The 22473-nt window shown below is 52.8% G+C and carries 24 protein-coding genes; 16 read left to right on the top strand and 8 right to left on the bottom strand.

What is annotated here, in order from left to right; translation table 11 throughout:
* Positions 1–133 precede the first annotated feature (133 nt).
* The 6 genes from HHI26_RS01765 to HHI26_RS01740 all read left to right on the top strand — a co-directional run bounded on the left by HHI26_RS01765 (position 134) and on the right by HHI26_RS01740 (position 5910).
* Positions 134–901: an SDR family oxidoreductase gene (locus HHI26_RS01765; RefSeq protein ID WP_133842039.1), complete on the top strand. Its 768-nt coding sequence runs from the start codon at positions 134–136 to the stop codon at positions 899–901.
* A gap of 62 nt (positions 902–963) precedes the next feature.
* Positions 964–2265, top strand: a complete 1302-nt coding sequence (locus HHI26_RS01760) for an MFS transporter (RefSeq protein WP_171148473.1) — start codon at positions 964–966, stop codon at positions 2263–2265.
* Positions 2262–3632, top strand: coding sequence for an MFS transporter (locus HHI26_RS01755; protein ID WP_171148472.1), 1371 nt, complete (start codon positions 2262–2264; stop codon positions 3630–3632). Before HHI26_RS01760 ends, HHI26_RS01755 begins: the two co-directional genes overlap by 4 nt.
* Positions 3619–4665, top strand: a complete 1047-nt coding sequence (gene idnD, locus HHI26_RS01750) for an L-idonate 5-dehydrogenase (RefSeq protein ID WP_171148471.1) — start codon at positions 3619–3621, stop codon at positions 4663–4665. The genes HHI26_RS01755 and idnD overlap by 14 nt, the downstream gene beginning before the upstream one ends.
* 140 nt (positions 4666–4805) lie before the next feature.
* On the top strand, positions 4806–5375 hold the full coding sequence (locus tag HHI26_RS01745; protein ID WP_171148470.1) for a TetR/AcrR family transcriptional regulator: 570 nt from the start codon (positions 4806–4808) through the stop codon (positions 5373–5375).
* 58 nt (positions 5376–5433) lie between these two features.
* Positions 5434–5910, top strand: a complete 477-nt coding sequence (locus tag HHI26_RS01740) for a DUF1348 family protein (protein WP_133842034.1) — start codon at positions 5434–5436, stop codon at positions 5908–5910.
* A 350-nt stretch (positions 5911–6260) separates the two neighbouring features.
* Here the strand turns inward: HHI26_RS01740 and HHI26_RS01735 are convergent, their stop codons facing one another.
* Both HHI26_RS01735 and HHI26_RS01730 read right to left on the bottom strand, forming a co-directional pair.
* Positions 6261–7157 (bottom strand): DMT family transporter, encoded by an 897-nt coding sequence (locus HHI26_RS01735; RefSeq protein WP_171148469.1) that lies wholly within the window; start codon positions 7155–7157, stop codon positions 6261–6263.
* A gap of 232 nt (positions 7158–7389) precedes the next feature.
* Positions 7390–7899 carry a GNAT family N-acetyltransferase gene (locus HHI26_RS01730; RefSeq protein WP_133842032.1) on the bottom strand — a complete coding sequence of 170 codons (510 nt, stop codon included), beginning with the start codon at positions 7897–7899 and terminating at the stop codon, positions 7390–7392.
* A 63-nt stretch (positions 7900–7962) separates the two neighbouring features.
* Between HHI26_RS01730 and HHI26_RS01725 the strand changes: the two genes are divergently transcribed.
* The 4 genes from HHI26_RS01725 (at position 7963) to HHI26_RS01710 (ending at position 11933) form a co-directional block, all read left to right on the top strand.
* The gene (locus HHI26_RS01725; RefSeq protein WP_171148468.1) at positions 7963–8541 is read left to right on the top strand and encodes an XRE family transcriptional regulator; all 579 of its coding nucleotides are present in this window, start codon (positions 7963–7965) and stop codon (positions 8539–8541) included.
* A gap of 76 nt (positions 8542–8617) precedes the next feature.
* Positions 8618–10825, top strand: a complete 2208-nt coding sequence (locus tag HHI26_RS01720) for a DUF2157 domain-containing protein (RefSeq protein WP_171148467.1) — start codon at positions 8618–8620, stop codon at positions 10823–10825.
* Positions 10818–11348 carry a GDYXXLXY domain-containing protein gene (locus HHI26_RS01715; RefSeq protein WP_159336642.1) on the top strand — a complete coding sequence of 177 codons (531 nt, stop codon included), beginning with the start codon at positions 10818–10820 and terminating at the stop codon, positions 11346–11348. Before HHI26_RS01720 ends, HHI26_RS01715 begins: the two co-directional genes overlap by 8 nt.
* A gap of 51 nt (positions 11349–11399) precedes the next feature.
* The gene (locus tag HHI26_RS01710) at positions 11400–11933 is read left to right on the top strand and encodes a hypothetical protein (protein WP_241008194.1); all 534 of its coding nucleotides are present in this window, start codon (positions 11400–11402) and stop codon (positions 11931–11933) included.
* A gap of 185 nt (positions 11934–12118) precedes the next feature.
* Here HHI26_RS01710 and HHI26_RS01705 read toward each other — a convergent pair whose 3' ends face one another.
* Entirely contained in the window at positions 12119–13327 is a 1209-nt protein-coding gene (locus HHI26_RS01705; protein WP_171148466.1) for an MFS transporter, read from the bottom strand.
* Positions 13328–13430: 103 nt separating this feature from the next.
* Between HHI26_RS01705 and HHI26_RS01700 the strand changes: the two genes are divergently transcribed.
* Positions 13431–14339 (top strand): LysR family transcriptional regulator, encoded by a 909-nt coding sequence (locus tag HHI26_RS01700; RefSeq protein ID WP_171148465.1) that lies wholly within the window; start codon positions 13431–13433, stop codon positions 14337–14339.
* A gap of 487 nt (positions 14340–14826) precedes the next feature.
* On the opposite strand, the gene HHI26_RS01695 is transcribed toward HHI26_RS01700, so the two are convergent.
* Positions 14827–15429, bottom strand: a complete 603-nt coding sequence (locus HHI26_RS01695) for a LysE family translocator (RefSeq protein ID WP_159336640.1) — start codon at positions 15427–15429, stop codon at positions 14827–14829.
* A 400-nt stretch (positions 15430–15829) separates the two neighbouring features.
* On the opposite strand from HHI26_RS01695, the gene HHI26_RS01690 reads away from it, so the two are divergent.
* Complete coding sequence (locus HHI26_RS01690; RefSeq protein ID WP_171148464.1) at positions 15830–16213, top strand: Insecticidal toxin complex protein tccz; 384 nt, start codon at positions 15830–15832, stop codon at positions 16211–16213.
* Positions 16214–16377: 164 nt separating this feature from the next.
* Here HHI26_RS01690 and HHI26_RS01685 read toward each other — a convergent pair whose 3' ends face one another.
* The 3 genes from HHI26_RS01685 to HHI26_RS01675 are packed head-to-tail and all read right to left on the bottom strand — an operon-like array spanning position 16378 to position 17656.
* On the bottom strand, positions 16378–16986 hold the full coding sequence (locus HHI26_RS01685) for a flavin reductase family protein (RefSeq protein WP_171148463.1): 609 nt from the start codon (positions 16984–16986) through the stop codon (positions 16378–16380).
* 22 nt (positions 16987–17008) lie between these two features.
* On the bottom strand, positions 17009–17248 hold the full coding sequence (locus HHI26_RS01680) for a hypothetical protein (protein WP_171148462.1): 240 nt from the start codon (positions 17246–17248) through the stop codon (positions 17009–17011).
* A gap of 24 nt (positions 17249–17272) precedes the next feature.
* Positions 17273–17656: a nuclear transport factor 2 family protein gene (locus tag HHI26_RS01675; RefSeq protein WP_171148461.1), complete on the bottom strand. Its 384-nt coding sequence runs from the start codon at positions 17654–17656 to the stop codon at positions 17273–17275.
* Between the two features lie 204 nt (positions 17657–17860).
* On the opposite strand from HHI26_RS01675, the gene HHI26_RS01670 reads away from it, so the two are divergent.
* From HHI26_RS01670 to HHI26_RS01660, 3 genes are all read left to right on the top strand, one after another.
* Positions 17861–18493, top strand: coding sequence for a TetR/AcrR family transcriptional regulator (locus HHI26_RS01670; protein ID WP_171148460.1), 633 nt, complete (start codon positions 17861–17863; stop codon positions 18491–18493).
* A 64-nt stretch (positions 18494–18557) separates the two neighbouring features.
* Entirely contained in the window at positions 18558–19139 is a 582-nt protein-coding gene (locus tag HHI26_RS01665; RefSeq protein WP_171148459.1) for a TetR/AcrR family transcriptional regulator, read from the top strand.
* Positions 19140–19192: 53 nt separating this feature from the next.
* On the top strand, positions 19193–20296 hold the full coding sequence (locus HHI26_RS01660; protein ID WP_171148458.1) for an alkene reductase: 1104 nt from the start codon (positions 19193–19195) through the stop codon (positions 20294–20296).
* 231 nt (positions 20297–20527) lie between these two features.
* Here HHI26_RS01660 and HHI26_RS01655 read toward each other — a convergent pair whose 3' ends face one another.
* On the bottom strand, positions 20528–21115 hold the full coding sequence (locus HHI26_RS01655) for a TetR/AcrR family transcriptional regulator (protein WP_133842017.1): 588 nt from the start codon (positions 21113–21115) through the stop codon (positions 20528–20530).
* A 134-nt stretch (positions 21116–21249) separates the two neighbouring features.
* Here HHI26_RS01655 and HHI26_RS01650 point away from each other — a divergent pair, with 134 nt between their 5' ends.
* The gene (locus HHI26_RS01650; protein ID WP_171148457.1) at positions 21250–22446 is read left to right on the top strand and encodes an MFS transporter; all 1197 of its coding nucleotides are present in this window, start codon (positions 21250–21252) and stop codon (positions 22444–22446) included.
* The last annotated feature ends 27 nt before the right edge of the window (positions 22447–22473 follow it).

Genomic DNA, 22473 nt, shown 5'->3' with positions numbered 1-22473 from the left:
CTAAAAAGTTACGCCGATGTTGTGACATGGCCGACATTTTTATTATCAGTTTATTGCCGATTTCCGCGCCATCACGTAGATCTTATCCCACAACTTGTTAGTCATGTTACATATAACGTTATCCGGAGCCATTATGTCTTCCCTCTTCTCTCTTCACGGTAAAACAGCACTGATCACTGGATCAACCCGCGGCCTTGGGCTGGCGTATGCCCAGGGACTCGCGGCGGCCGGGGCATCAGTGATCGTTAATGGCACACAGCAAGAGCATCTGCAAAACGCCCTCGACACGCTGGCGTCTCAGGGTGCTCAGGCCAGAGGTTTTCTGTTTAATGTGGCCGATGAAACCGCCGTCGAAGCGATGTTCAGTCAGCTCGACCAGGAGCAGGTCGCGGTGGATATCGTGATCAATAACGCCGGGATTCAGTTTCGTAAACCGATGCTGGAACTGGCACTCAGCGACTGGCAGCGCGTGCTGGATATCAATCTCACCAGCGCCTTTATTGTCTCACGCGCAGCGGCCACGCGAATGGTGGCGCGCAACCAGGGCGGCAAGATTATCAATATCGGATCGCTCACCAGCGAAGCGGCCCGCGCCACCGTCGCCCCTTACACCGCGGCCAAGGGCGGCATCAAGCTGCTGACAAAATCAATGGCGGCGGAGTGGGCGCAATACAACATCCAGACCAATGGCATTGGCCCGGGCTACATCCTCACCGATATGAATCAGGCGCTGGTGGAGAACAAAGAGTTTGACCAGTGGGTGCGCAGCAGTAATCCATCTGGCCGCTGGGGCCTGCCGGAAGAGTTGATCGGCACCGCCGTGTACCTCTCCTCTTCCGCGTCCAACTACGTTAACGGCCAGATGATTTACGTCGATGGCGGCTGGCTCGCCACACTGTAGCGGCACCTTACCCGGAGTTGAGCGTTAAGACTCAACCCATCCTTACAACAGAGGTCAGCAATATGAATCAGGCAATTGCAGGGGCATTACCCACCCGTCGCTGGGGGAAACTGATCCCCATTGCGTTTATTACCTACAGCCTCGCCTATCTCGACCGTGCCAATTACGGCTTCGGTGCGGCGGCGGGTCTGGCGGAGGATCTGAATATCACGCCGGGTATCTCTTCCCTGCTCGGCGCACTGTTTTTTCTCGGCTACTTTTTCTTCCAGGTGCCCGGTGGCATTTATGCGGAAAAACACTCCGCCAAACGGCTGATCTTCTGGAGCCTGATCCTCTGGGGGGCACTTGCTACCGCCACTGGGATGGTGCACAGCGTGTTAGCGCTGGCAGTAATCCGCTTCCTGCTGGGCGTGGCCGAAAGCGTGGTCATGCCCGCCATGCTGATTTTTCTCAGTCACTGGTTTACCCGCGAAGAGCGCTCAAAAGCCAACACTTTCTTATTCCTCGGTAACCCGATCACGGTGCTGTGGATGTCCATTCTCTCCGGCTATCTGGTTAACGCCTTTGGCTGGCGTGGGATGTTTATTATCGAAGGCGTACCCGCCATTCTATGGGCCGGGATCTGGTGGCTGGTATACGCCGACCGTCCGCGCGATGCAAAATGGCTGAATGATGCGGAAAAACGCGCCATCGAACAGGCGCTGGCGGCTGAGCAACAGGCAATCAAGCCGGTGAAAAACTACCGTGAAGCCTTCCGTTCACCGAAGGTGCTGGCACTGGCGTTTATTCACTTCTTCTGGAACATCGGCATGTACGGCTTCATTATGTGGCTGCCGTCAATGTTGAAAACCGCCTCCGGCATGGGCATTGTCGCCACGGGCTGGCTCTCCGCAGCCCCTTACCTGCTGGCCGTACCGCTGATGCTCACTGCCTCGTGGTTCTCGGATAAATATCAGCAACGTAAAGCGATTGTGCTGGTGTTTCTCGGCCTGGGTGCCGTGTGCTTTATCGCCTCATTCACGCTGGGTGCCACCCACTTCTGGCTCTCCTGGGGACTGCTGGTGATTGCCGGGGGGGCGATGTACACCCCGTACGGTCCATTCTTTGCGGCGATTCCTGAGATGATCCCACGTAACGTGGTCGCCGGAGCGATGTCCTTTGTGGTCTGTTTTGGCGCACTCGGCTCCTTCGTGGGTGCCTGGATCGTCGGCTACCTCAATGGCCTGACCGGAAGCCCGGCGGCCTCCTACATCTTTATGGGCGGTTCGCTGGTCGTCGCCGTGCTGCTGGCGGCACTGACCACGTTCAGTAGCCTCTCCCCGTCATCAGGCGCTGCCCTGCCTGCCGCGAAGGGGGCTGAATGACTGTCAAACCCACCCGTTCACGCCTGTCGATCCTGCTGATGCTGTTTGTGGTCACGGCAATAAACTACATGGACCGCGCCAATTTGTCGGTGGCCGGTTCCCATATTCAGGGCGAGTTCGCCCTGACACCCACTCAGCTTGGTCTGCTGTTTTCAATGTTTACCTGGTTCTACGCCATGAGCCAGATCCCGGTGGGTTATATTCTTGACCGCGTCGGATCGCGCATTCTCTACGGTAGCGCTATTGTGCTGTGGAGCCTGTTCACCTTCGTGATGGGGTTTGCTTCGCATCATCTGTTTGCCACCGCCAGCGCCTCATTCGCCATGCTGCTGGTTTGCCGGGCGCTGATCGGCGTAGCGGAAGCGCCGTCGTTCCCTTCCAATACCAAGATCATTGCCACCTGGTTCCCGGACCATGAACGCGCCCGTGCCACCGCGTTCTACTCCAGTGCGCAATATATTGGCCTGGCGCTGCTGACGCCCCTGCTCTCCTTTATTGTCGCGGAATACGGCTGGGAAATGTCATTTTATCTCTCCGGCGCTATCGGCATTGTGTTCGGCATCTACTGGCTGATTGCCTATCGCGACCCGCAGCACAGCAAAACGGTGAATCAGGCTGAGCTGGATTACATTCGCGATGGCGGCGGCTATGGTTCACAGAATCAGCAGGGCAGCAGCGGCAAGGTGAACTGGGCCAGCGTGAAGCATATCCTGCGCCAGCGCACAGTATGGGGACTGTTTATCGCACAGTTCGCCGCCTCATCCACCCTCTACTTCTTCCTCACCTGGTTTATCGTTTATCTGGAGAAAGGGCTGGGACTGTCAATTGCTAAGGCCGGGATCGGCGCGATGTTCCCCTATCTGATGGCGATGGCAGGTGTACTGTGCGGCGGCACCTTAAGCGATATGCTGCTGAAAAAAGGCTACTCGCGCACCTTTGCCCGCAAGCTGCCGGTCATGTCCGGTTTACTGGTGACCACCTCCATCGCACTGGTCAACTTCTTCCAGGACAGCCCGACGATTGCTATTGCCATTTTGTCAGTGGCGTTCTTCGCCAACGCCTTCTCTAACCTCGGTTGGGTGGTGTGCAGTGATGTTATCCCGCGCCATCTGATTGGCACGCTCGGCGGTTTCCTCAATATCTTTGGCAACCTGTCGGGGATTATCAGCCCGATTGTGATCGGAGTGATCCTCGAACGCACCCATAACTTCCAGTACGCCATGTGGTACATCGCCGCCGTGGCGCTGATGGGCTTCCTGGCGTACCTGTTCCTGGTCGGCAAAATCGACGTGATTGCGTTGCCGGATGACGACACACCATCCACTAAACCGGTCAACACACTGAGGGAAAATCATGCAGAACAGTAAAGCGATCCTGGCCAGCGTCGTCAGCGCGGCGCATCAAGTCAGTAATGAAACCCGTTCACTGACGTGGGACGATCATCAGGTGCTGGTGAAGGTTGAACGCGGCGGCATTTGTGGTTCCGATATCCACTATTACCAACACGGCCGCGCAGGCATGTCGGTCCTCAAACAGCCGCTGATCATGGGGCATGAGTTTGTCGGCCGCATTGAACAGGCCCCCTTAGACAGTGGCCTGCACGCCGGGCAATGTGTGGCGATCAATCCGTCGCAGCCCTGCAATCGCTGCGTGCTGTGCCTGGAGGGTAAGCAGAACCTGTGCCGCACGATGAAATTTATGGGCAGCGCGCAGTTCTTCCCGCATGTGAACGGCGGCTTTGCCAGCTATGTGGCGGTCAGCCCCGCACAGTGCATCCCTTTCTCCGACCATGTGGATCCTAAAGTGGTGGCTTTTGCCGAACCGCTGGCAGTCGCGCTGCATGCCATTCATCAGGCCGGCGATCTGGTGGGAAAAAAAGTGCTGGTGACCGGCTCTGGCCCCATCGGCTGCCTGGTGATTGCGGCGGCTTTTGCCGCTGGCGCCGGAGAAATTGTTGCCACCGATATGAGCGCCCGCTGCCGCGAGCTGGCACTGGAGATGGGCGCAACGCGCGCCATTGACCCGACGGATACCGCCTTGACGGCAGGCTGGCAGGAGGATGGCGGCTATTTCGATCTGTGCTTCGAGGCCTCTGGCGCCCCGGCGGCGATTGCTTCCACCGTCGGTTTCACGCGCCCTAAAGGGCGCATTGTGCAGTTGGGCATGGGGGCAGCCTCGCTGGACTTCCCGCTCGGCCCGCTGCTGGTGAAGGAGATTATGCTGGCAGGATCGTTCCGCTTTATCGATGAGTTCCGCCTGGCGGTGCAATGGCTGGAGAGCGGCCGTATCAATCCCCTGCCCCTGCTCTCTGCCGAGTTCCCACAGCAGCAAATTGTCGAGGCGCTGGAGATGGCCGCCGATAAATCCCGGGCGGCTAAAGTTCAGGTGGTATTTGCCTGATGCCACGGGCGGCCCTCACCACTTCACCAATAGACATGTTGGGTTCTTATCTGACGTATTGACGCATTCTAATGGGATTGGCGGGAAATGGGATGGAGAAAGTTGTTGACTAGGTAGAACGATCGTTCTACTCTCATCTCATGAATAAGAAGCCAACAGATACCCGAGAAAAAATTCTCACTACCGCCGAGCATTTGATCTATCGGAACGGGATTCATGCCACAGGGATGGACCTCCTGGTCAAGACCTCAGGCGTAGCAAGAAAAAGTATTTACCGCCATTTCGCGACCAAGGATGACGTGGCAGCAGCCGCGTTGAAAGAACGAGATGAACGCTGGATGCACTGGTTCAGAACGGAATCGGATAAAGGTGATACTCCTCAGGAACGCATTTTGATGATGTTCGGTGTGCTCAGGGGCTGGTTTGAGTCGGAAGGTTTTCGTGGCTGTGCATTTATCAATACCGCCGGAGAAGTGGGTGATCATCACCACCCCGTTCGTCAGATAGCAAAACTGCATAAACAAAAACTACTGGATTACACGCTCGAACTCACTGAGCAATTAAACATTGAGCAACCCGCCGTTCTGGCCAGGCAGTTGCTGATTCTTATAGAGGGCGCTATCACTATGTCCTATGTGATGGGCGATTGCAGCGCCGCCGACAGTGCAAGGGACGTTGCGAAACATTTGCTGGAACAGGTCTCTCCTTAGTTCCTGAGTACCTAAAACGGTTTCTACTGATCTATCCATATTTACGGGAGGCTTTATCATGTCCGATACACACACTCGCCCGCCACTTCCTCCGTTCACATGCGAATCCGCGACGGAGAAAGTTCGGCTCGCCGAAGATGGCTGGAACAGTCGCGATGCCGAAAAAGTATCGCTGGCGTACTCACTGGAAACCCAATGGCGTAATCGAACCGAGTTCGCAAATAATCGTGAAGAAGCCAAAGCATTCCTCACTCGTAAGTGGAAAAAAGAACTTGAGTATCGTCTCATTAAAGAGTTGTGGGCATTTGATAGCAACCGAATCGCTGTCCGGTACGCTTATGAATGGCGTGATGATTCAGGTAACTGGTTCCGTTCTTACGGGAATGAAAACTGGGAATTTGAAGCAGATGGCCTGATGCTCCGTCGCTTCGCCTGTATCAATGACATGCCGATTAAGGAAAGTGAACGCAAGTTCCACTGGCCTCTGGGACGTCGCCCGGATGACCATCCGGGTCTGTCAGCGTTGGGTCTGTAAATTCGAAAAGCCCACGACGACTGTCTTCGCCGGGGCTTTTTCTCAACTCAAAAGGCATATCAATTAAACCTGTCACATATGCCCTCTGCATTGATGGGCAGCCAAGTGCCATGGGCGGACACGACTTACATACCGGAGCGATAGCAAATAAGCTTTTGTCACAACCCCCGAGAGTTTCAATTTCATACGGGCAAAAAACATTATATTCTTATCAATCCTCTGGCACCGCCCAGTCGCTTAGCTACGGCACCGTCCATCGCTATGCTATTGATTAACAATCACGAGGTTGATCATGCAGCATCTTGTCAGATTTGATCGTATAGCCGCCGTATTACCTGTTAAATTATCCCTCAGCCAGACTTTTGAATTTTTCTTTTAAGATAATATTCACTCGCAAGATAAAGAGTGACAGCAATGAAGGTTATGCTCCCGCCCAGTAACGTGTATCGGGTTGGCAGTTCGCTGACAAATAGCCAGACCCAGAAGGGGCCCAGCACGATGTCGACCTGGGCAATCAAGCTCGCCTCTGCCGAGGCGACATACCGGCTTCCAACCATAAACAGCAGATAACTCAAACTTTGAGTGGCAAGCGCAAAAACCAGCAGCCATCCCATATCCTTCAGACCAGGAAGGGGAAGACCGCGAGGCATCATGATAAAACAGAATGCGCCACAAAGTGCGCAGGCCAGGGCAGTTACGGCTGGCAGGTTCATCTCTGGCCACTTGCCTGACATCACTATGCTTGCAGCAAAGCCCGCCGTCATCGTCAGAGCCAACAGATTACCCTGGATGTCGCCCGGCCCCACCGCAGAGGTGGCCATCAGGATGACACCCGACAGGCTCACCACCGCAGCCAGTAGCGCACGTTTTGTGATTTTTTCCCGGAGCATGAGCCAGCCAAACCCCATAGCAAAGAAAGGAATGGTGGCATAGACCGTCATCACACCGGCCACGCTGGTCAGTTTCAACGCCGCCACGTAACAAAACATTGATGAAGCCATAACCGCAGCGGTTATCAAGCCTGGTAACCCTAAATCGCGCCGGAATGAAAAGTGGCGCAGGTTACCGCACACCGCCAGTAACAGGCCAAGTGACAGGAAAGCAAACAGGGAGCGCCAGGCGACCATAGCCCAGGTGTTCATATCGAGTTGTCTCACGAAAATACCTGCCGTGCTCCACAGAATGGCTGATGAAAACACCATAATGAGTCCCGACGCGCGCGGTGTAATGGCTTTCCAGGGTGGCATGGTCTTTCCTCTGTCTGTGCAACGGTGAATGCTTATTTTGCCTCATTTACGGACATGAGAGCAGCAACGCTTTATAACCGCAATCTGACTCCGTGCGAACGCCTGAAAGCCTGGCTTATGAGACACAGGGAATATATTGAACATCATCCTGATATGCCTCTTGAATGCGGTTCTGGCAACCCGTCAATCCAGAAACCTTAAAACGACGGATGATACTCATGACACATGCCCTTCAGGGGGCTTCGCGCGCATCCAGACGCAATTGCAAAAAGGTCAGGTCCAGCCATCTGCCAAATTTGCTCCCGACCTCAGAAACACGGCCTGCTTCGGAGAAGCCCAGTTTTTTGTGTAGCGCGATGGATGCCGTGTTTTCAGACTCAATCCCTGCCACCATGACATGCTTACCCTGCTCTGTCGCCAGTCTGACGAGTTCCTGCATCAGCACTGTGCCTGCCCCCTTTCCACGGGCACTTTTATGAACATAGACAGAGTGCTCAACGGTATGTCTGTAACCGTCCCAGGGACGCCAGTCACCATATGAAGCATATCCCTGCACGATATCGGTTTCATCCACCACCACGACGACAGGAAAACCGGCATCATGCCGGTCATTAAGCCACTTAATCCGGTTTAGCGGATCGACGGTTTTTTCATTCCAGATCGCGGTGGTGTTCAGTACCGCGTCGTTATAAATTTCCGCGATCATTTCAGCGTCACTTTCTCGGGCAGAACGAATAAGCATGGTAGACACCCCTCTTGTCATTCACTAAAGTAGATGAATCGTACACTATTGTAGTTATCCACTATGTCAGATGAAATGTCCAATAAAGAAGACAGCCTTAATGCACGCATCGGTCAGAAAGTGCGGCAGGAAAGAGAAATCAGAGGATGGTCGCTCACGGAGCTGGCTGAGAGTTCCGGCGTCTCGCGCGCCATGATCCATAAAATAGAACGCGGAGAAAGCAGCCCCACAGCGACGCTGCTGGCACGACTTTCAGGCGCATTCGATATGTCAATGTCGCATCTCATTGCCCTGACAGAAGTACGTCCGGGTACGCTGGTCACGTTTGAAAATCAGCCTGTCTGGCAGGATCCCGAAACCGGTTATGTTCGCCGCCACGTATCACCGGGTCATATTCCTGTCGACCTGGTCAGCATCGATCTTCCGGCCCATACTGCGGTGCCCATGCCGGCCATTGCCTACCTTTCCCGGCATCAGCTCATATGGGTGCTCGAAGGCAGGCTGACGTTTGAAGAAGGCACGCATACATTTAAAATGTCCACGGGGGATTGTCTGGAGGTAGGCGATCCGGCTGATTGTGTTTTCAAAAATGAGACTGATGAGATATGCCGATATGCGGTGGTGGTGCTAAAGCCTGCCTGAACAGAACCCATTGAGCACCACAGCGGTTTAATGACACACTCATCAAATTCATACCGTAAACAGAGGCAGGGAAAGTATGAGGGAGCTTGCACCCGTTGGCATCACCGGCATGCCGTCACGGACGGCAGAGTATCTTTGCCGACAGATCGCACGCCTGGTGAGAGGAGGAAGCCTGACCCCGGAGACCTGCCAGCGTATCTATACTTTTTGTGGAATCAGACCGTCAGATGCTCAGTGGCGTCAGTTTCTTATTCCGGTTCTTTCCTGTCTGGGATTATTGTCGCTGGTTGCCGGAGCGGTGTTCTTTGTTGCCTGGAACTGGGCCTGGCTGCCGAAAATGGCGAAATTTGCCCTGGCCGAGCTGTTGATCGTCGCGCTGGCGGCGGTGGTCTGGTGGCGCTGGTACAGCACGCTGGCACGCAGCGCATTGCTGGCGACAGGGTTAAGCTTCGGCGCCCTGTTTGCACTGTATGGACAGATTTATCAGACCGGTGCTGACAGCTGGGAGCTATTCCGGGCCTGGTTATGCGTTCTTCTGCCGCTGGCGCTGATTGCCCGGCAAAACAGCCTGTGGTTTTGCAGCTGGCTGGTCGCTAACCTGGCGTTCCAGCTCTATTACAACACGCTGCCGACGTCACTGCTGGATCTCGCCGTGTCTGACAGTTTCACCAGGCTCCCGTCGGTTATGCTCCACGGGTATCTGGCGGTGCTGGCAGCCTGCCTGATTGTCAGGGAAGCGCTGGCCTGGCGGGCGATAACGCATCACCCCGAGAGCTGGCTGGCAAGCCGCTGGTTCTCGCGAGTCATGGCGGGATTTTTACTGCTGCTGCTGACCGGCATCGTGGCCGGGAACCTCTCTGACTGGGGCGGCGATATTCCCCTTCCTTATATCACGGGCGGCTGGGTGATCGCCCTGCTGGCAGGTTATTACCTGTACCGTTACCGCTATCAGGATCTCTGCATACTGACGCTGGGCATCGCCAGCCTGACCGTTGTTGGCTGTGCGCTAATCATGCAGTTATTTCTTTCAGCCTACGATACGGGTGATCTGTTTTTGACCGGCGCCCTGATGGCATTCTGGGTGGTGGTAAATGGTTCGATCCTGCTGAAGTGGCAACGCAAACTGGTTGATAAAGGGCCGATCGATCGGGTTCCGGCCAGGCTGACCTTACTGACAGACACGTTGCGTCAGCAGGGTTTGCTGAGCGCCTTGCAGGTTGAAGAAATTCAGCAACACGGTCACGCGTCCGACCTGCCCTGGTATCTGAGGCTGGCGCTAAGCGTCGGAGGCTGGGTCGCAGCGGTCATCATTCTGTTACTGATGATACTGATGCTCTATGTCGCTGATCTGCTCGAAGACCCGAATGCTGCCACCCTTATTATTCCTTCGCTGCTGCTCGCCGCCATTGCGCATGTCCTGTTAAGCAGTCAGCGTGACGGTCATAATCACCTCGGACTGGCATGGGCGATTGCGGCAACGTGCGGGCTGATATCCGGCGTTCTGCTGCAAATTCAGAGCAATGATGTCAGCTTTATTATGCTGAGTTCACTCACTGCATTGCCGATCCTGGCCGCGATGGCGGTGGCTATGCCCAACCGCACTTATCGGTTTATGGCCATCACTGCCCTGACCTTTTTTCTGGTGCTGGCGGGCCATTCTCTGGCCCGGCTTTACCTGTCCCCGACGGGGGGACACCTTGCTGTGTCCGTACTGGTGGCGGCGGTCGTATTTTTGTGGCTGTGGACTGTCAGTCATCAGTTGAGGTTACAGGCAGGAACGTATGCTGAGGCGTTACATCCGCTGCTGTATGGCATCCCGGGGGGGCTGATATTGCTGAGTTTCCTCGGGATAAACGCGGCCTATCTCACGGATTTCTTCTGGGAAGAATCGCAATTTTCCACGCTTCAGTCTGCAACAGGCACAGGGATCGCGGCAGGTTTAGTGTTGAGTGCGCTCTTTCAGAAAAAAAGCAGCCGGCTGCTATTTTCGATCATCACACTGCCCGCTGCGCTTATCTGCGGGGCTGCCGCCCTCTATGCACCGGGTATTGGGCTGGGACTGTGGTTAATTCTGATGGCGCGTTATCAGGGAAGTCTGGGGTTACTGGTGGTAAGTGGCGGTTTCATGGTGCTGTATGTTATTGGCTGGTATTACTTCCTGGAGGTCATTCTGCTGCAGAAATCCCTGCTGCTGCTGGTCAGCGGTCTGGTTTTACTGGGGCTGGCGTGGGGAGTCAAAAAAGTATTACCCGCACAGATCGGAGGTGCAAGTGAGAATGCATAAACAGAGCCGATGGCTGGTTGGCGCTCTGGTAGCGCTGGCGCTGGTGGCCGTCAATGTCAGCATCTGGCAAAAAGAGCAGTTGCTGAAGCAAGGCGTGATCATGATTTTACCCCTTGCCCCGGTTGACCCGCGCTCCCTGATGCAGGGTGATTACATGGCGCTCAATTATGCCCTTACCCGCCCTCTGGAGCTGACGTTATATCAACAGGCTGAGTCCTGCGGTGCGACCCTGTCAGCGCCATGCCTGCCGACCAGCGGAACCCTGATTGTTGACCTTGATGCTCAGCGTCATGCGACTCAGGCCCGCTTTGATCAGGGTGAGCCTTTGCAGCCGAATCAGCTTCGGGTGAAATACCATCAGCATGACGGCTCGCTGACCGTCGGCACCAATGCCTGGTTCTTTCAGGAAGGCCATGGCGAGCGTTTTGCGCAGGCACGTTACGGAGCATTCCGGGTGGGGAGTGATGGTACGGCACTCCTGACGGATCTGCTTGATGAGCAGGGTAAGGCGATTCAGCCTTAACGATGCGAGACACTCACTGGCCTGCCCACAAAAAAACTGACGGCCGCCTTAATGTCCTTCGACTATGCAGAGGATGTCGTGCCTGAAGCCTGTTTTTTGATCAAACCTCGCGCCGAAAAATTCAAGCGGGTACGCCGCATGAAATATAGCCACTCAGACGTAGAGAAAATTATGCCGAAAATTATTGACGACAACTGGGTTAGGGAATCTACGATATCAGCAATATTTAGTAGTATAGTGGGTTCATTGCTGGTTTTAATCTATCTTTCCTGGGGAAATAGCAGCACATCCGCATCGGGTCTCATTTTAACTTATTTGTTCATCGTCATGACAAGTATTATTGGGACCACGATAGGTTCATTAATAATCGGCATGCCATTAGCCATGATTGCAAAGCGATTTTATCCTGATGCTTCCTTAAAGGGGAGCTTTTTTATCGTGTTCTCTACCCTCTTCATGTGGCTGGTTGTACTGGCATGGCCAGTTACCCGGATATTTGAAACGCCTTATTCGGATGTTTTGCTTTTAAGCCCCTATGCTTTCTGTTCAGCTGCCGCACTGACTTATCTGGTTTACTGGAATTGATACGCATGGCATAAATCAGGTTCGAGGTACAAGGACCGTTAAAAAAATAGGCTAGTAGCGTCGTTTTTCGTCCAGATAAAAATAAATAGTTACCTGATGTTTACAAGGCACTTTTACTGTCCATTTTTCGCTCAACGCTGCCCTTTGTCATCACGGGCAGCTCAGTGCCAGGAGCGGACGTTATGCTAATCAGTGATGAGATGATCTGGCCGGATATTACGTTTAGCCAGTTTCTTTTGCAGAATGATCACGATGATTGGGAACCCTGATGCGGAAATTGCACATACCGCCAACAACGTATTCAGATTTTGGGGTGCGATGCCGTAATCGGGTAATAGAAAAGCAGACAGGAAAAATGCGACGGTGGTAATCAGATACATTATCGATGTCTGTAATGAAGAAAATCCAGCGCGTTGCCTGTCATCAGGATACTGAATAGACACTGCCGAAGATGAAACCAGACGGCTGTATGATGCACCGAGAAATAAAGTAATAAACAACGCCGCATGCTGATAGCCCATGAATGGTAATAACAGACTCAATATAAAGACTATCGTTGACCCTGTCGCCAGAATCAAAGCAGAAAAACGCAAGGTTAACACGCCTGTCATTTTTGTGGACAAGTAACCTGTAACCCCCCCGCCGAAGAACAACCAGGGCAAAAGGTCTTGCGAAGCGCCCAACTGCTGTGTCAGTAAGGGCACCATAACTGGAATAACCAGCATTGGACTAAACTGTACAAGCGCATTACTGGAGGCGAACAGCAAAGTATCCACATCGATAGGTTGCGCGTGGAGCCTGTCTAAAGAGACGGGTTCGTGGGGGATGATGGATACAATCAATGGCAACGCCAACAAACACAGAATGCTTATTAACCACAAAGCGACATGCCAACCATAATGCGTACACAAGAATAATATAGTGGGCATTCCTACAATGCTTACCATCGAAAATGACGCAATTACCGTCGCCAACATTTTCCCGCGCACGTTAGTCGGCGCGTTATTTATCAAGATACTGATACCCACCCCCATTGTCGTACCGCCAACCAATCCTGCACAGAATCGTAGCGTAAGCAGAAGACTAAAACTGGAGGTAAATGTCGCAAAAAGCGTCAGTAGGCCTAAGAGTGCCATATTGGCGATTAAAAAATGTTTCTTATTGAAACGATCAATCCAGTAAAAGGCGATTACTCCCGAAATGACAGCACCCGATGTGTACATACCGGATACATAGCCGGAGAATGATACGGGAACGGCGAAATCTGCCGCCATAAAAGCAAAAACAGGATTGAACATCATATATTCCAGCGCATTCGTGAACTGGATAAAAGCCATTACAAAGGCTATCCGCATAAGGGCTTTATGATTAAACATCTGTGTGACCTGTGGCATAGCAAGCAACCTGTAGTTGAAAGATATCCGAGTTTAACTGCTATCATTGTTGTTCATTAGATGGTAAAAATGGCATTGATTGTTATCATATGTGGGATAGTTAATGCGTTCAGCTCTTGATTTTAATACCCTGAAAGTGTTCATTACTGTGGTTGAAAGAGAAAGTTTTGTTAGGGCAGCGAAAGTCCTTGAAATGCCGACATCAAATGTGAGTCGTTGTATTTCTCAGTTAGAAGAAAAACTGAATCTTCAGCTCATTGAACGCAGTACCCGACATATGAAACTCACCCAGGCGGGGCACTTACTCTATATCCGGGCAAAACCATTACTGGAGGCCCTGGAGCAAACTGAGACAGAATTAACCTTGAGGCAGATGCAATTCAAGGGTCCACTACGTCTCTGTATCCCCAATGAAGTCGGTCCTGCATTACTGGGTTCTGTTATTGCCGATTTTGCCTGCCAGTATCCGGACCTGGAGATCAGCTGCGTCACAAATTTGTCAGGTTTCGAATCCCTGCGAGATGATCTGGATTTAGCGATCATTATTACCCGTGGTCAGATGGATGACAGTGACTACATAGCCCGTCATCTGGTGACTATCCCTTGCACCATTGTCGCAGCCCCCTCCGTCATTCAGCGTTATGGCACCCCTACCCAGATCCAGCAATTTGAAGAATTACCCTGTATTACAACAGTAAGTGCACTGAAGGGTGCACCCTGGCAGTTTGTCAATAAAAAGGGGGGATTCGAGACAATCAAGGTTAAAGCGCATTATCGGGTAAACAGTGGAGAGATGGCAGGACGAGCGGCGGTATCAGGTGTCGGTTTTGCCATTCTATCGAAACAAGCCTGCCAGCCCTACATTAACGATGGACGGTTAATTGAGATTGCGTGTGAACAATCGGCAGCCCCATTGCAATTGTTTGCACTTTATTCAGATCGACGTTACTTGCCCGCTAAAACACGAGCGCTCATTGATTACATGCATCAGAAATTGAGTGATATATCATGACCAGTTCATTATTTAACAGTCCCGGTGCGATTGCACTCATGCAGTTTGATGATGGCAGAGCTATCGAGTTCAGAATGAGCGGTAGATAAAGGGTCGGTAGGCAGGATGAATATGGTCTGTCACCTTCGTTAAAGAAGATTTTGCGACCGCACCGTAAAGTTTCTCAAGCTCATGACTGTCCGTAATTCGCATGTTTTCATCAACCATCTCATTCACCTCCGCTGTTTTCTGCTAAAAGCAGAACTTGTACTCTCAAAGGACTCGTGGCCGGGCATTATGAACGCTTGTTATGTTTACTTTTGACTGTAGTTGTAGATATCAGGCCGGGCAATCGCCCACGCGTAGTTTTTCTGATCGCGCTGACTGATATGAAGAGTGAACCGTTAGCGCTCAGGCATAACTTCCGCTCCTCGCTCTCCGCTGCCCTTCAAGCCTTACCCTCGGCATCCAGGTGACAGGAGCGGCCGTTGTCGCTATAAGTGATGAATTACGGGATCAGGCTGTGCAGAGAAAAAACAATAAGCAACATTCCGCCGGCAATGTTGACGTATTTTTTGAGCATTGTTGGGTTGGCTTTTTTAACTGAAAAGATCAGTGTTTGACTGACGGCGTAAAGCCAAATGCACATAACCACGACATGTACTGACGCCAGTGTCAGATAGTTGCAAACGCCTCCCTGTATCCCTGCGAACTGCGAAACGACAGTCAGATAGAAAATAATGGCTTTAGGATTCAAAACATTGGCTATCCAGGCCTCTCTTAACGTCACAGAATGCTTTGCATCAGCAAACCCTCCTGGATTTGCCCTTATGCCGTTGCGAATGAGCATCACCCCTAACCAAAGCAGATAGGCGGTACCAAAAACGTTCAACACAGCAAAAGTTTCTGGAGACGAGATGAGCACAGCGGTTATCCCAAGGCCTATTAGAACTGCATGGGTGTAAATGCCCAAAGCCGTTCCGGCAAGAGTCCTGAACAATCCTCTTTGACCGCCTGCCAGGGCACCACTCATAACAAGAGTGAAGCTTGCTCCGGGGGACAGTGCAACAGGGAGTAACGCTGGCATAAAGCCAAGAAGGTTTATATCCATAGATTTTTGTTAGTCATTGACGCTCTAGTGTATTGCCCGTCAAGGCGCTTTGGAGATGTTATATTTCAACCTATCCTTGGCGTATTGGGTGCTCAGTTGGCACTGCTCTGTGCCAAAGCATGATCTTGCGGCCTGCGATAGCGGCCAGACGGCAAATGTTTAACGCCCTTCAATAGCCCTTCTTCAGATATCACCACGGCTAACCTCGACATCTTATCCTACTCTAAGTAGCAACCAGAACCTTTGCTTCTCGCTCACCGCGGACCTTAATGTTTCCGAGACCGTTCACCGTGTCAGGAGCGGGTGTTGCTTACATTGCGATAGGCTAATTTATGGGAAGCCTCCAGGCTGTGTTTCATAAGGATTCATGTATAATCTTTACCAAAACAAGGAGATGAGAATGTATATCAAATCTGGGGCGTTGTTAATCGTAGCACTCATCCCATTGACATCGGTTGCAGCAAAAGGAGATTTTGATTTTTCGGTCTCAGGGGAAAATACTTCCTTCGACTCTGGATGTGTAGAGTCCATTCAATATGTTGAGACGGATGAAGTGGATAATGAGAATATAATCATGAAATTCACCGATGAATGTGGGAAGAAATTATCGATCCTGACCCGACAGAACATCGGCAAGCAGATGACCATCGCCTATAACGGTAACAAACTTACATCCGCTGTGATTGCCTCGCGCCTGAGCACTCGTTTCAGAATCTCTGCAAAGGAAATACCAAGGGTCCTGTTGATGAAAATATTTAATGATTATGAAACAGTTATTAATTGACTGGGACAGAGTGGAAAACAAATAATTGAGCTCACGACCTTCCTCACTCAACGAATACTCTACTTTAGGCGGAACATCACCCGCATCGAAAAACGTATTCTTTGGCCATGCATGAACCGCGTGGCCAGAAGAGAGGTAAGTTGTGACGGATATCACATGCATTTTCAGCCCTGAGGGGCGCCTGGGGTATCTGAGGGTACATCCGGCACCTCAAGCACCTCGCCGGTGGTGTAGAAATGTCCGCCGGCGATGTAGTGCAGGCTTCGCCAGTCTGAAGAGGCGTGCTCAAACTGCCAGTGTCCGTCCCTGAAAATGCGCGTGTCAGCCCACGCAGCCTTGATTTCGCCAATAAACAAATCATAGGCCTGCTGGTTATGCTCTTCGGGGATAAGCTCGCAGTAAAGCCAGGCGGCGCACCCTGCAACCAGTGGCGCATCTACGTCAGGAAGGTGAAAAAGCGTCACGCCTGAACGGGCCAGTTTGTCCTTATCGCTGAACAGGGATTGTGAGCCCAGATGATGTACCAGCGGAGCCTGTGATGCGATCGGTACCTGAATCATAAAGTGCCCGCTCTGCTCAATCAGCGCGCGGGTGAAGGTCGCCTTATCAAGGACAACGGTCAATCGCGCAGGCCCATAATCCAGCGCACAAACCCATGACGCAGCCATGACATTTTCCGTTCCGTCATGCTGCGCCGAAACCAGCGTTGTCGGGCCATGATTAATCAGACGATATGCCTTTGCCAGTTCAACAGGCTGGATGTAATCGTTCATTTTCAGACGGTCTCCTCAGGATTCACTGTTGCTGTAGATAATCGGCCAGGCTGTTATGCCCTGACATGATGAGATGCATAACGACGTCTTCCATCTTTTGCGTTTCATCGCGCGAGCGGGCTTCAAAACTGGCCTGCCACACGATCACCGTTTCCTCTTTTCCCGTCAGCGGAGTCAGGCTCACCGTACGTAAGGCTGAGCTGGCCAGTGCCAGCTTCAGCACATGGCTACCGACGAGTCCGGTAGTGCTTGCAGGCTGCATCAGTGATGCTTGATGGAATCGATATCAGGGTGCGACGTGGGTGTGGTAAATCTTGCTGACCACGGTCCAGCTGCCATTCACCTTCAGGAGATTGAAAAAGTCGGTGAAGCGAAAGCCTGAAATGTCATCGGTATCAATGCGTGCGCTGGCTGCGGTTCCGACGATATCCACGCGTACGATAGCGGCCTTCGCCTCAGGAGAGGGACGGAAATCGCGGTCAATAACGTCGAACAACCCCTGAATGGGGCCACCGGTGAGGTTACCGTCACCATCAGCGCCAAAAATGGTGGCCTGTTCACTAAAGGCGGGCTTCATGATCTCGCTCTTAGCCTGTTTACCGCCTTCGTTGTACTGATTAAGTACAGCCACAATGGCGTTGTAATCCTGCACGTAAGTTATTTCGCTCATCTTCTTTCTCCGTAGTGATAAACCGGGTATCCGTTCAGATACCCGTCTTTTGCCTGATGCATCGCTGCAGCAGATAAAGGAGCACCAGAATCAGCACGGTGACGTTCACGTGCCGGCCCTCTTTTTGTAGTGCCCACTAAGTAATGTTATTATTGTATAGTGATCACTATGCAAAGTGTCAAGCAATAGATTGAGAACCCAGAAATGAAAACGCCAGGTGTAAACACAGCCAGCGGAAAGCCCAAGGGCAGACCGAGAAGTTTTGATCGTGATAAAGCCCTGCTCCGCGCACTGGATATCTTCTGGCGAAAAGGATTTGAGCCAGCATCGGTCGCCGAGCTATGCGAAGCGATGGAGATCAATCCGCCCAGCCTCTACTCCGCCTTCGGTAACAAAGCGAAACTGTTTATGGAAGCCGTGAGCTATTACGAAAAGGTTTACTGGAAAGCGACCTGGGAACGGCTTGAAGAGGTAGAGAATATTCACCAGGCCATTGATAATTTCTTCAGTGAATCGGCCGATATTCTGCTGTCACCCTCCGCGCCGTGTGGTTGCATGGTGGTGCTTGCGGCCATCAATGTTTCGCAGGAGTCCGCCGATGTTGTTAAGGCGGTCAGCGTGCTCAGGCAGGAAGGCAAAGATCTCTTCGATAAGCGACTCACCAGGGCTGTACGGGAAAAGCAGCTGCCGGCAGACACCAATACCGCCGCGCTGGCGACCGTTCTCAACACATTGCTGGAAGGGATGTCAATTGAAGCTAAAGACGGCGCGACGCTGCGGAGCCTCAAAACAACCGGACAGTATGCCACCGGGCTGCTGCCGGCTAACAAAAGATGATCGCACAAAATGCTACTCACAAAACTAGACGACTGGTCAGTTTTTAATTTACAGTAACCGTACTATGAAAAAACAAGCGACTAACGTGCGTCAGCACATCATTGATGTGGCCAGAACGCTGATTACTCACAAAGGCTACAGCGCCGTCGGCCTGGCTGAAATTGTTAAAGCCGCCGGGATCCCCAAAGGATCGTTTTATTACTACTTCCAGTCCAAGGAAGAGTTTGCTCAGGCGCTGTTAGAGCACTATTTCAGCAACTACCTTATTCAGGTGGATGAACAACTGCGTGGTGCCGAACTCGCCCGCGAGCGGCTGCTGCGTTATTTTTCCTTCTGGAAAACGACACAGGGTGCCGACCTGCCGGAAAGTAAGTGCCTTGTCGTTAAGCTTGGCGCAGAAGTGTGCGACCAATATGACAGCATGCGAAGTGTACTGGCGAGAGGAACCCTCGACATCGTGGCGAGAATTTCGGCATGCATTCTTCAGGGCCAGCAGGATGGCTCATTATCTGGTGATGATGATGCAGAAGATCTCGCTGAAGAGCTCTACCAGCTCTGGCTGGGTGCTTCACTAATGGCAAAAATTCACGACCCGGATACGTCATTCGACAAAGCAATGAATGCGACCAAGCGGCTGCTCAGATAGCCGCATTTTTTTTACCAATTAACTAGACGACTGGTCAACTACTTGGAGTATTTATGACTGATAACACCACCCGTACCGATTTATTTTCACCCGTTGCCATGGGGAAACTTCAGCTGTCGAATCGTATTGTCATGGCGCCGGTAACCCGCAGCCGTTATGGCGAAGAGGGTATTCCTGATGAACTGCATGCGACTTACTATGCGCAGCGTGCCAGCGCTGGCCTGATTATTTCAGAAGCGACCAACATCTCTGCTCAGGGCCGTGGCTATGCGGCTACGCCTGGGATCTGGAGTGAAGAACAGGTTGCAGGCTGGAAGAAAGTCACCGATGCCGTTCATGCTGAAGGCGGAAAAATTGTCTGCCAGCTCTGGCATGTGGGCCGTTTCTCCAGCGTTGAGCTACAGCCTGATGGGCAACGTCCGGTGGCCCCGTCGGCCATCAAAGCTGAAGGTCAGACCTACACCGTTAACGGCTTTGTTCCGGTTTCCACGCCGCGCGCGCTCGAAACAGACGAAATTCCCGGCATTATCGAGCAGTACAAGCATGCGGCAGAAAACGCCCTGCGCGCCGGGTTTGACGGTGTTGAAGTGCACTCTGCCAACAGTTACCTGCTCGATCAGTTCCTGCGCGATTCCACTAACCACCGTACCGATGCCTGGGGCGGCTCAATTGAAAACCGTGCCCGTCTGACGCTGGAAGTGACGAAAGCTATCGTCAACATCTGGGGCAATGAGCGCGTTGGCATCCGCCTGTCACCGGTGACCCCTGATGCGGGTAACACGCCACCGGACAGTAACGTGATGGCGATGTATGGCTATCTGATCCAGCAGCTGAATCGCTTTAATCTGGCGTATCTGCACTTTGTTGAGGGGGCAACGGCAACCTCGCGTGAAGTACCTGTTGATGTGGATATGGATGCGCTGAGCGCCCAGTTCGACGGCCCGTTCATCGGTAACAACAACTATGACCTGGAGATGGCCATCAGTCGTCGTCATGCCGGGATCATTGATGCCGTCGCCTTCGGCCGCCTGTTTATTTCCAACCCGGACCTGGTGAAGCGCCTGCGTTATGGTGCCGAACTGACCATCGCGCCGAAAGAAGCCTATTACGGCGGTGGCGCGAAGGGCTACACCGACTGGCCAGAAGCGAATCATTGATAAACATTGATGGCGGGTATTCGTCCCGCCCCTGAACGTCATCGTCAATGATCTTATCGTTTCGCCAGCTAAGCAATAAATGGTAAAGGTGATATTAAGAAAAGTTCCTGATTTTCTCGATGCCCTACTGTGGCGCTACAGCGTTATTCCTGAACCCTGTGCGCCATGCTTGCTTAGCGTCAGCAAAGTTTTCCCGTAGCATCCCCCCTACCCGCGCGTGCCAGCATGCTCTCAGCCCGCCCGTCGCAATCCACGAAGTAGCAGGTTCAGCGCGGTAATGCCTTGTGTCAGCCGCGTATTGCTCTCATCACCCTCGGCAATCCAGAATGCCGCTTCTGCCAGGCTACCGTAAATCAGCGAAGCCAGTCCCTCAGGGTCGACGTCGTCTACGACACCTTGCTGAATCAGATTGCGAATCAGGCCGCGCATGGATTCCACGCAATGACGCTGCGATTCAGGTGAAGAACCGCCCAGCACCGCTTTGGCATCACGCAGCACAATGCGCTGAAATTCAGGTTCCAGCGCCATCTCAAGGTAAGCCCGACAGCGGTTGCAAAAGCCCTCCCACGGATCATTGGCATGAGTGGAAATCGCGTGCAGACGCTGATCCATCTCATCATCAATCTGCTCCACCACTGCCACCAGCAATCCTTTCTTGTCACCAAAGTGATGATAAAGCGCGCCACGGGTCAACCCTGCCTGCGCAGTCAGATCATCCATTGAGGTATCAGCGTAGCCATATTCACAAAAAACCCTTCGGGCAGTGGCTAACAATGTGGCTCTTGTCTCTTCCATCTCAGCACGGGTGCGGCGAACCATAATTTACTCCTTACATACGACATGAATGATTATTTACAAACACCCCGTATGAATATAGGATTGGATTCATACGCGTTGTATGTATTGTCGCTGTGTCACCTCGTTGTGGCAAGCAAATGCTACCGGAGATGATGATGGCTAATCTGTATCGAGACCTTTTTACTGCCTCTGGCACGGCACATTTTGCCGTTGCGGGCCTGTTAGCGCGCATCCCGTTGCCGATGGCCGGCATCGGAATTATCACGCTATTTTCGCAGCAGTACGGAGGCTATGCGCTGGCGGGAGCCATTTCCGCGACCTTTGTTCTGACCTACGCCCTGCTGTCACCGCAGATCTCAAGATACGTGGATCGCTATGGGCAGCACCGCGTTTTGCCTGCGGCTACGGCTATCAGTGTCGCGGGTTTTGTTCTCCTCATCGCCTGTTCCTTGTGGAGTGTAGCCAGCTGGGCTCTGTTTTTTGGTGCATTTCTGGCGGGGTTTATGCCCAGTATATCGGCCATGGTACGGGCACGCTGGACGGCGCTGTACCGGGGCCAGCCGCGTTTGCAGACAGCCTATTCGCTTGAAACGGTGCTCGATGAGCTGACGTTTATTGTTGGCCCGCCCCTCTCGATTGGCCTTTCCATCGCGCTGTTTCCCCAGGCGGGTCTGCTGCTCACGGCACTGTTGCTGTTTTCAGGCGTGTTTGCACTGGTGATACAGCGCGGAACGGAACCTCCGATCATGGCGGTCTCCTGCTGCAAAACGGGCTCAGGTTCGGTCATCCGGATGACCAGCGTGCGGCTGTTGGCGCTGCTGATGGTGGCGATGGGCGTTATCGTCGGCACGATTGATATCGTGAGTGTCGCCTGGGCCGAAGCGCTGGGGCACCCGGCGGCGGCCAGCCTGGTGTTATCAGCCTATGCCGTGGGTTCGTGTGTGTCCGGGTTGCTGTATGGCTCACTCAAGCTGAAAACCCCCCTCCATCGGCTGTTGTGGCTGGGCGGGCTGGCCACTGCAACAACCACTGTCCCACTGATACTGGTCACCCATCTTACCGCGCTGGCGGCCGCCGTCCTGGTGGCGGGCCTCTTTTTCGCCCCAACCCTGATCGTGGCCATGTCGCTCGTTGAACGTCAGGTTTCTGAAAGTCAGTTAACAGAAGGCATGACCTGGCTGCTGGCCGGGCTGAATGTGGGCGTTGCGCTGGGCGCCGCCCTCGCGGGTCAGGTGGTTGATAACAGTGGATCACCCGCTGGATTCTACGTCGCCGTAGGTGCCGGAGTCCTTGTACTGCTCATGGCACTGTTAAGTCATTTAACCCTGCACAAGCAGGATAATCGCGCCTGAGTTCGGTGCATTCTTTAGGATCTGAAT

Source organism: Erwinia sp. JH02 (assembly GCF_013074405.1).
Taxonomy (GTDB): domain Bacteria; phylum Pseudomonadota; class Gammaproteobacteria; order Enterobacterales; family Enterobacteriaceae; genus Erwinia; species Erwinia rhapontici.
Note: the sequence above shows the minus strand (reverse complement) of the source record. Positions and strands in the feature narration are given on the sequence as shown.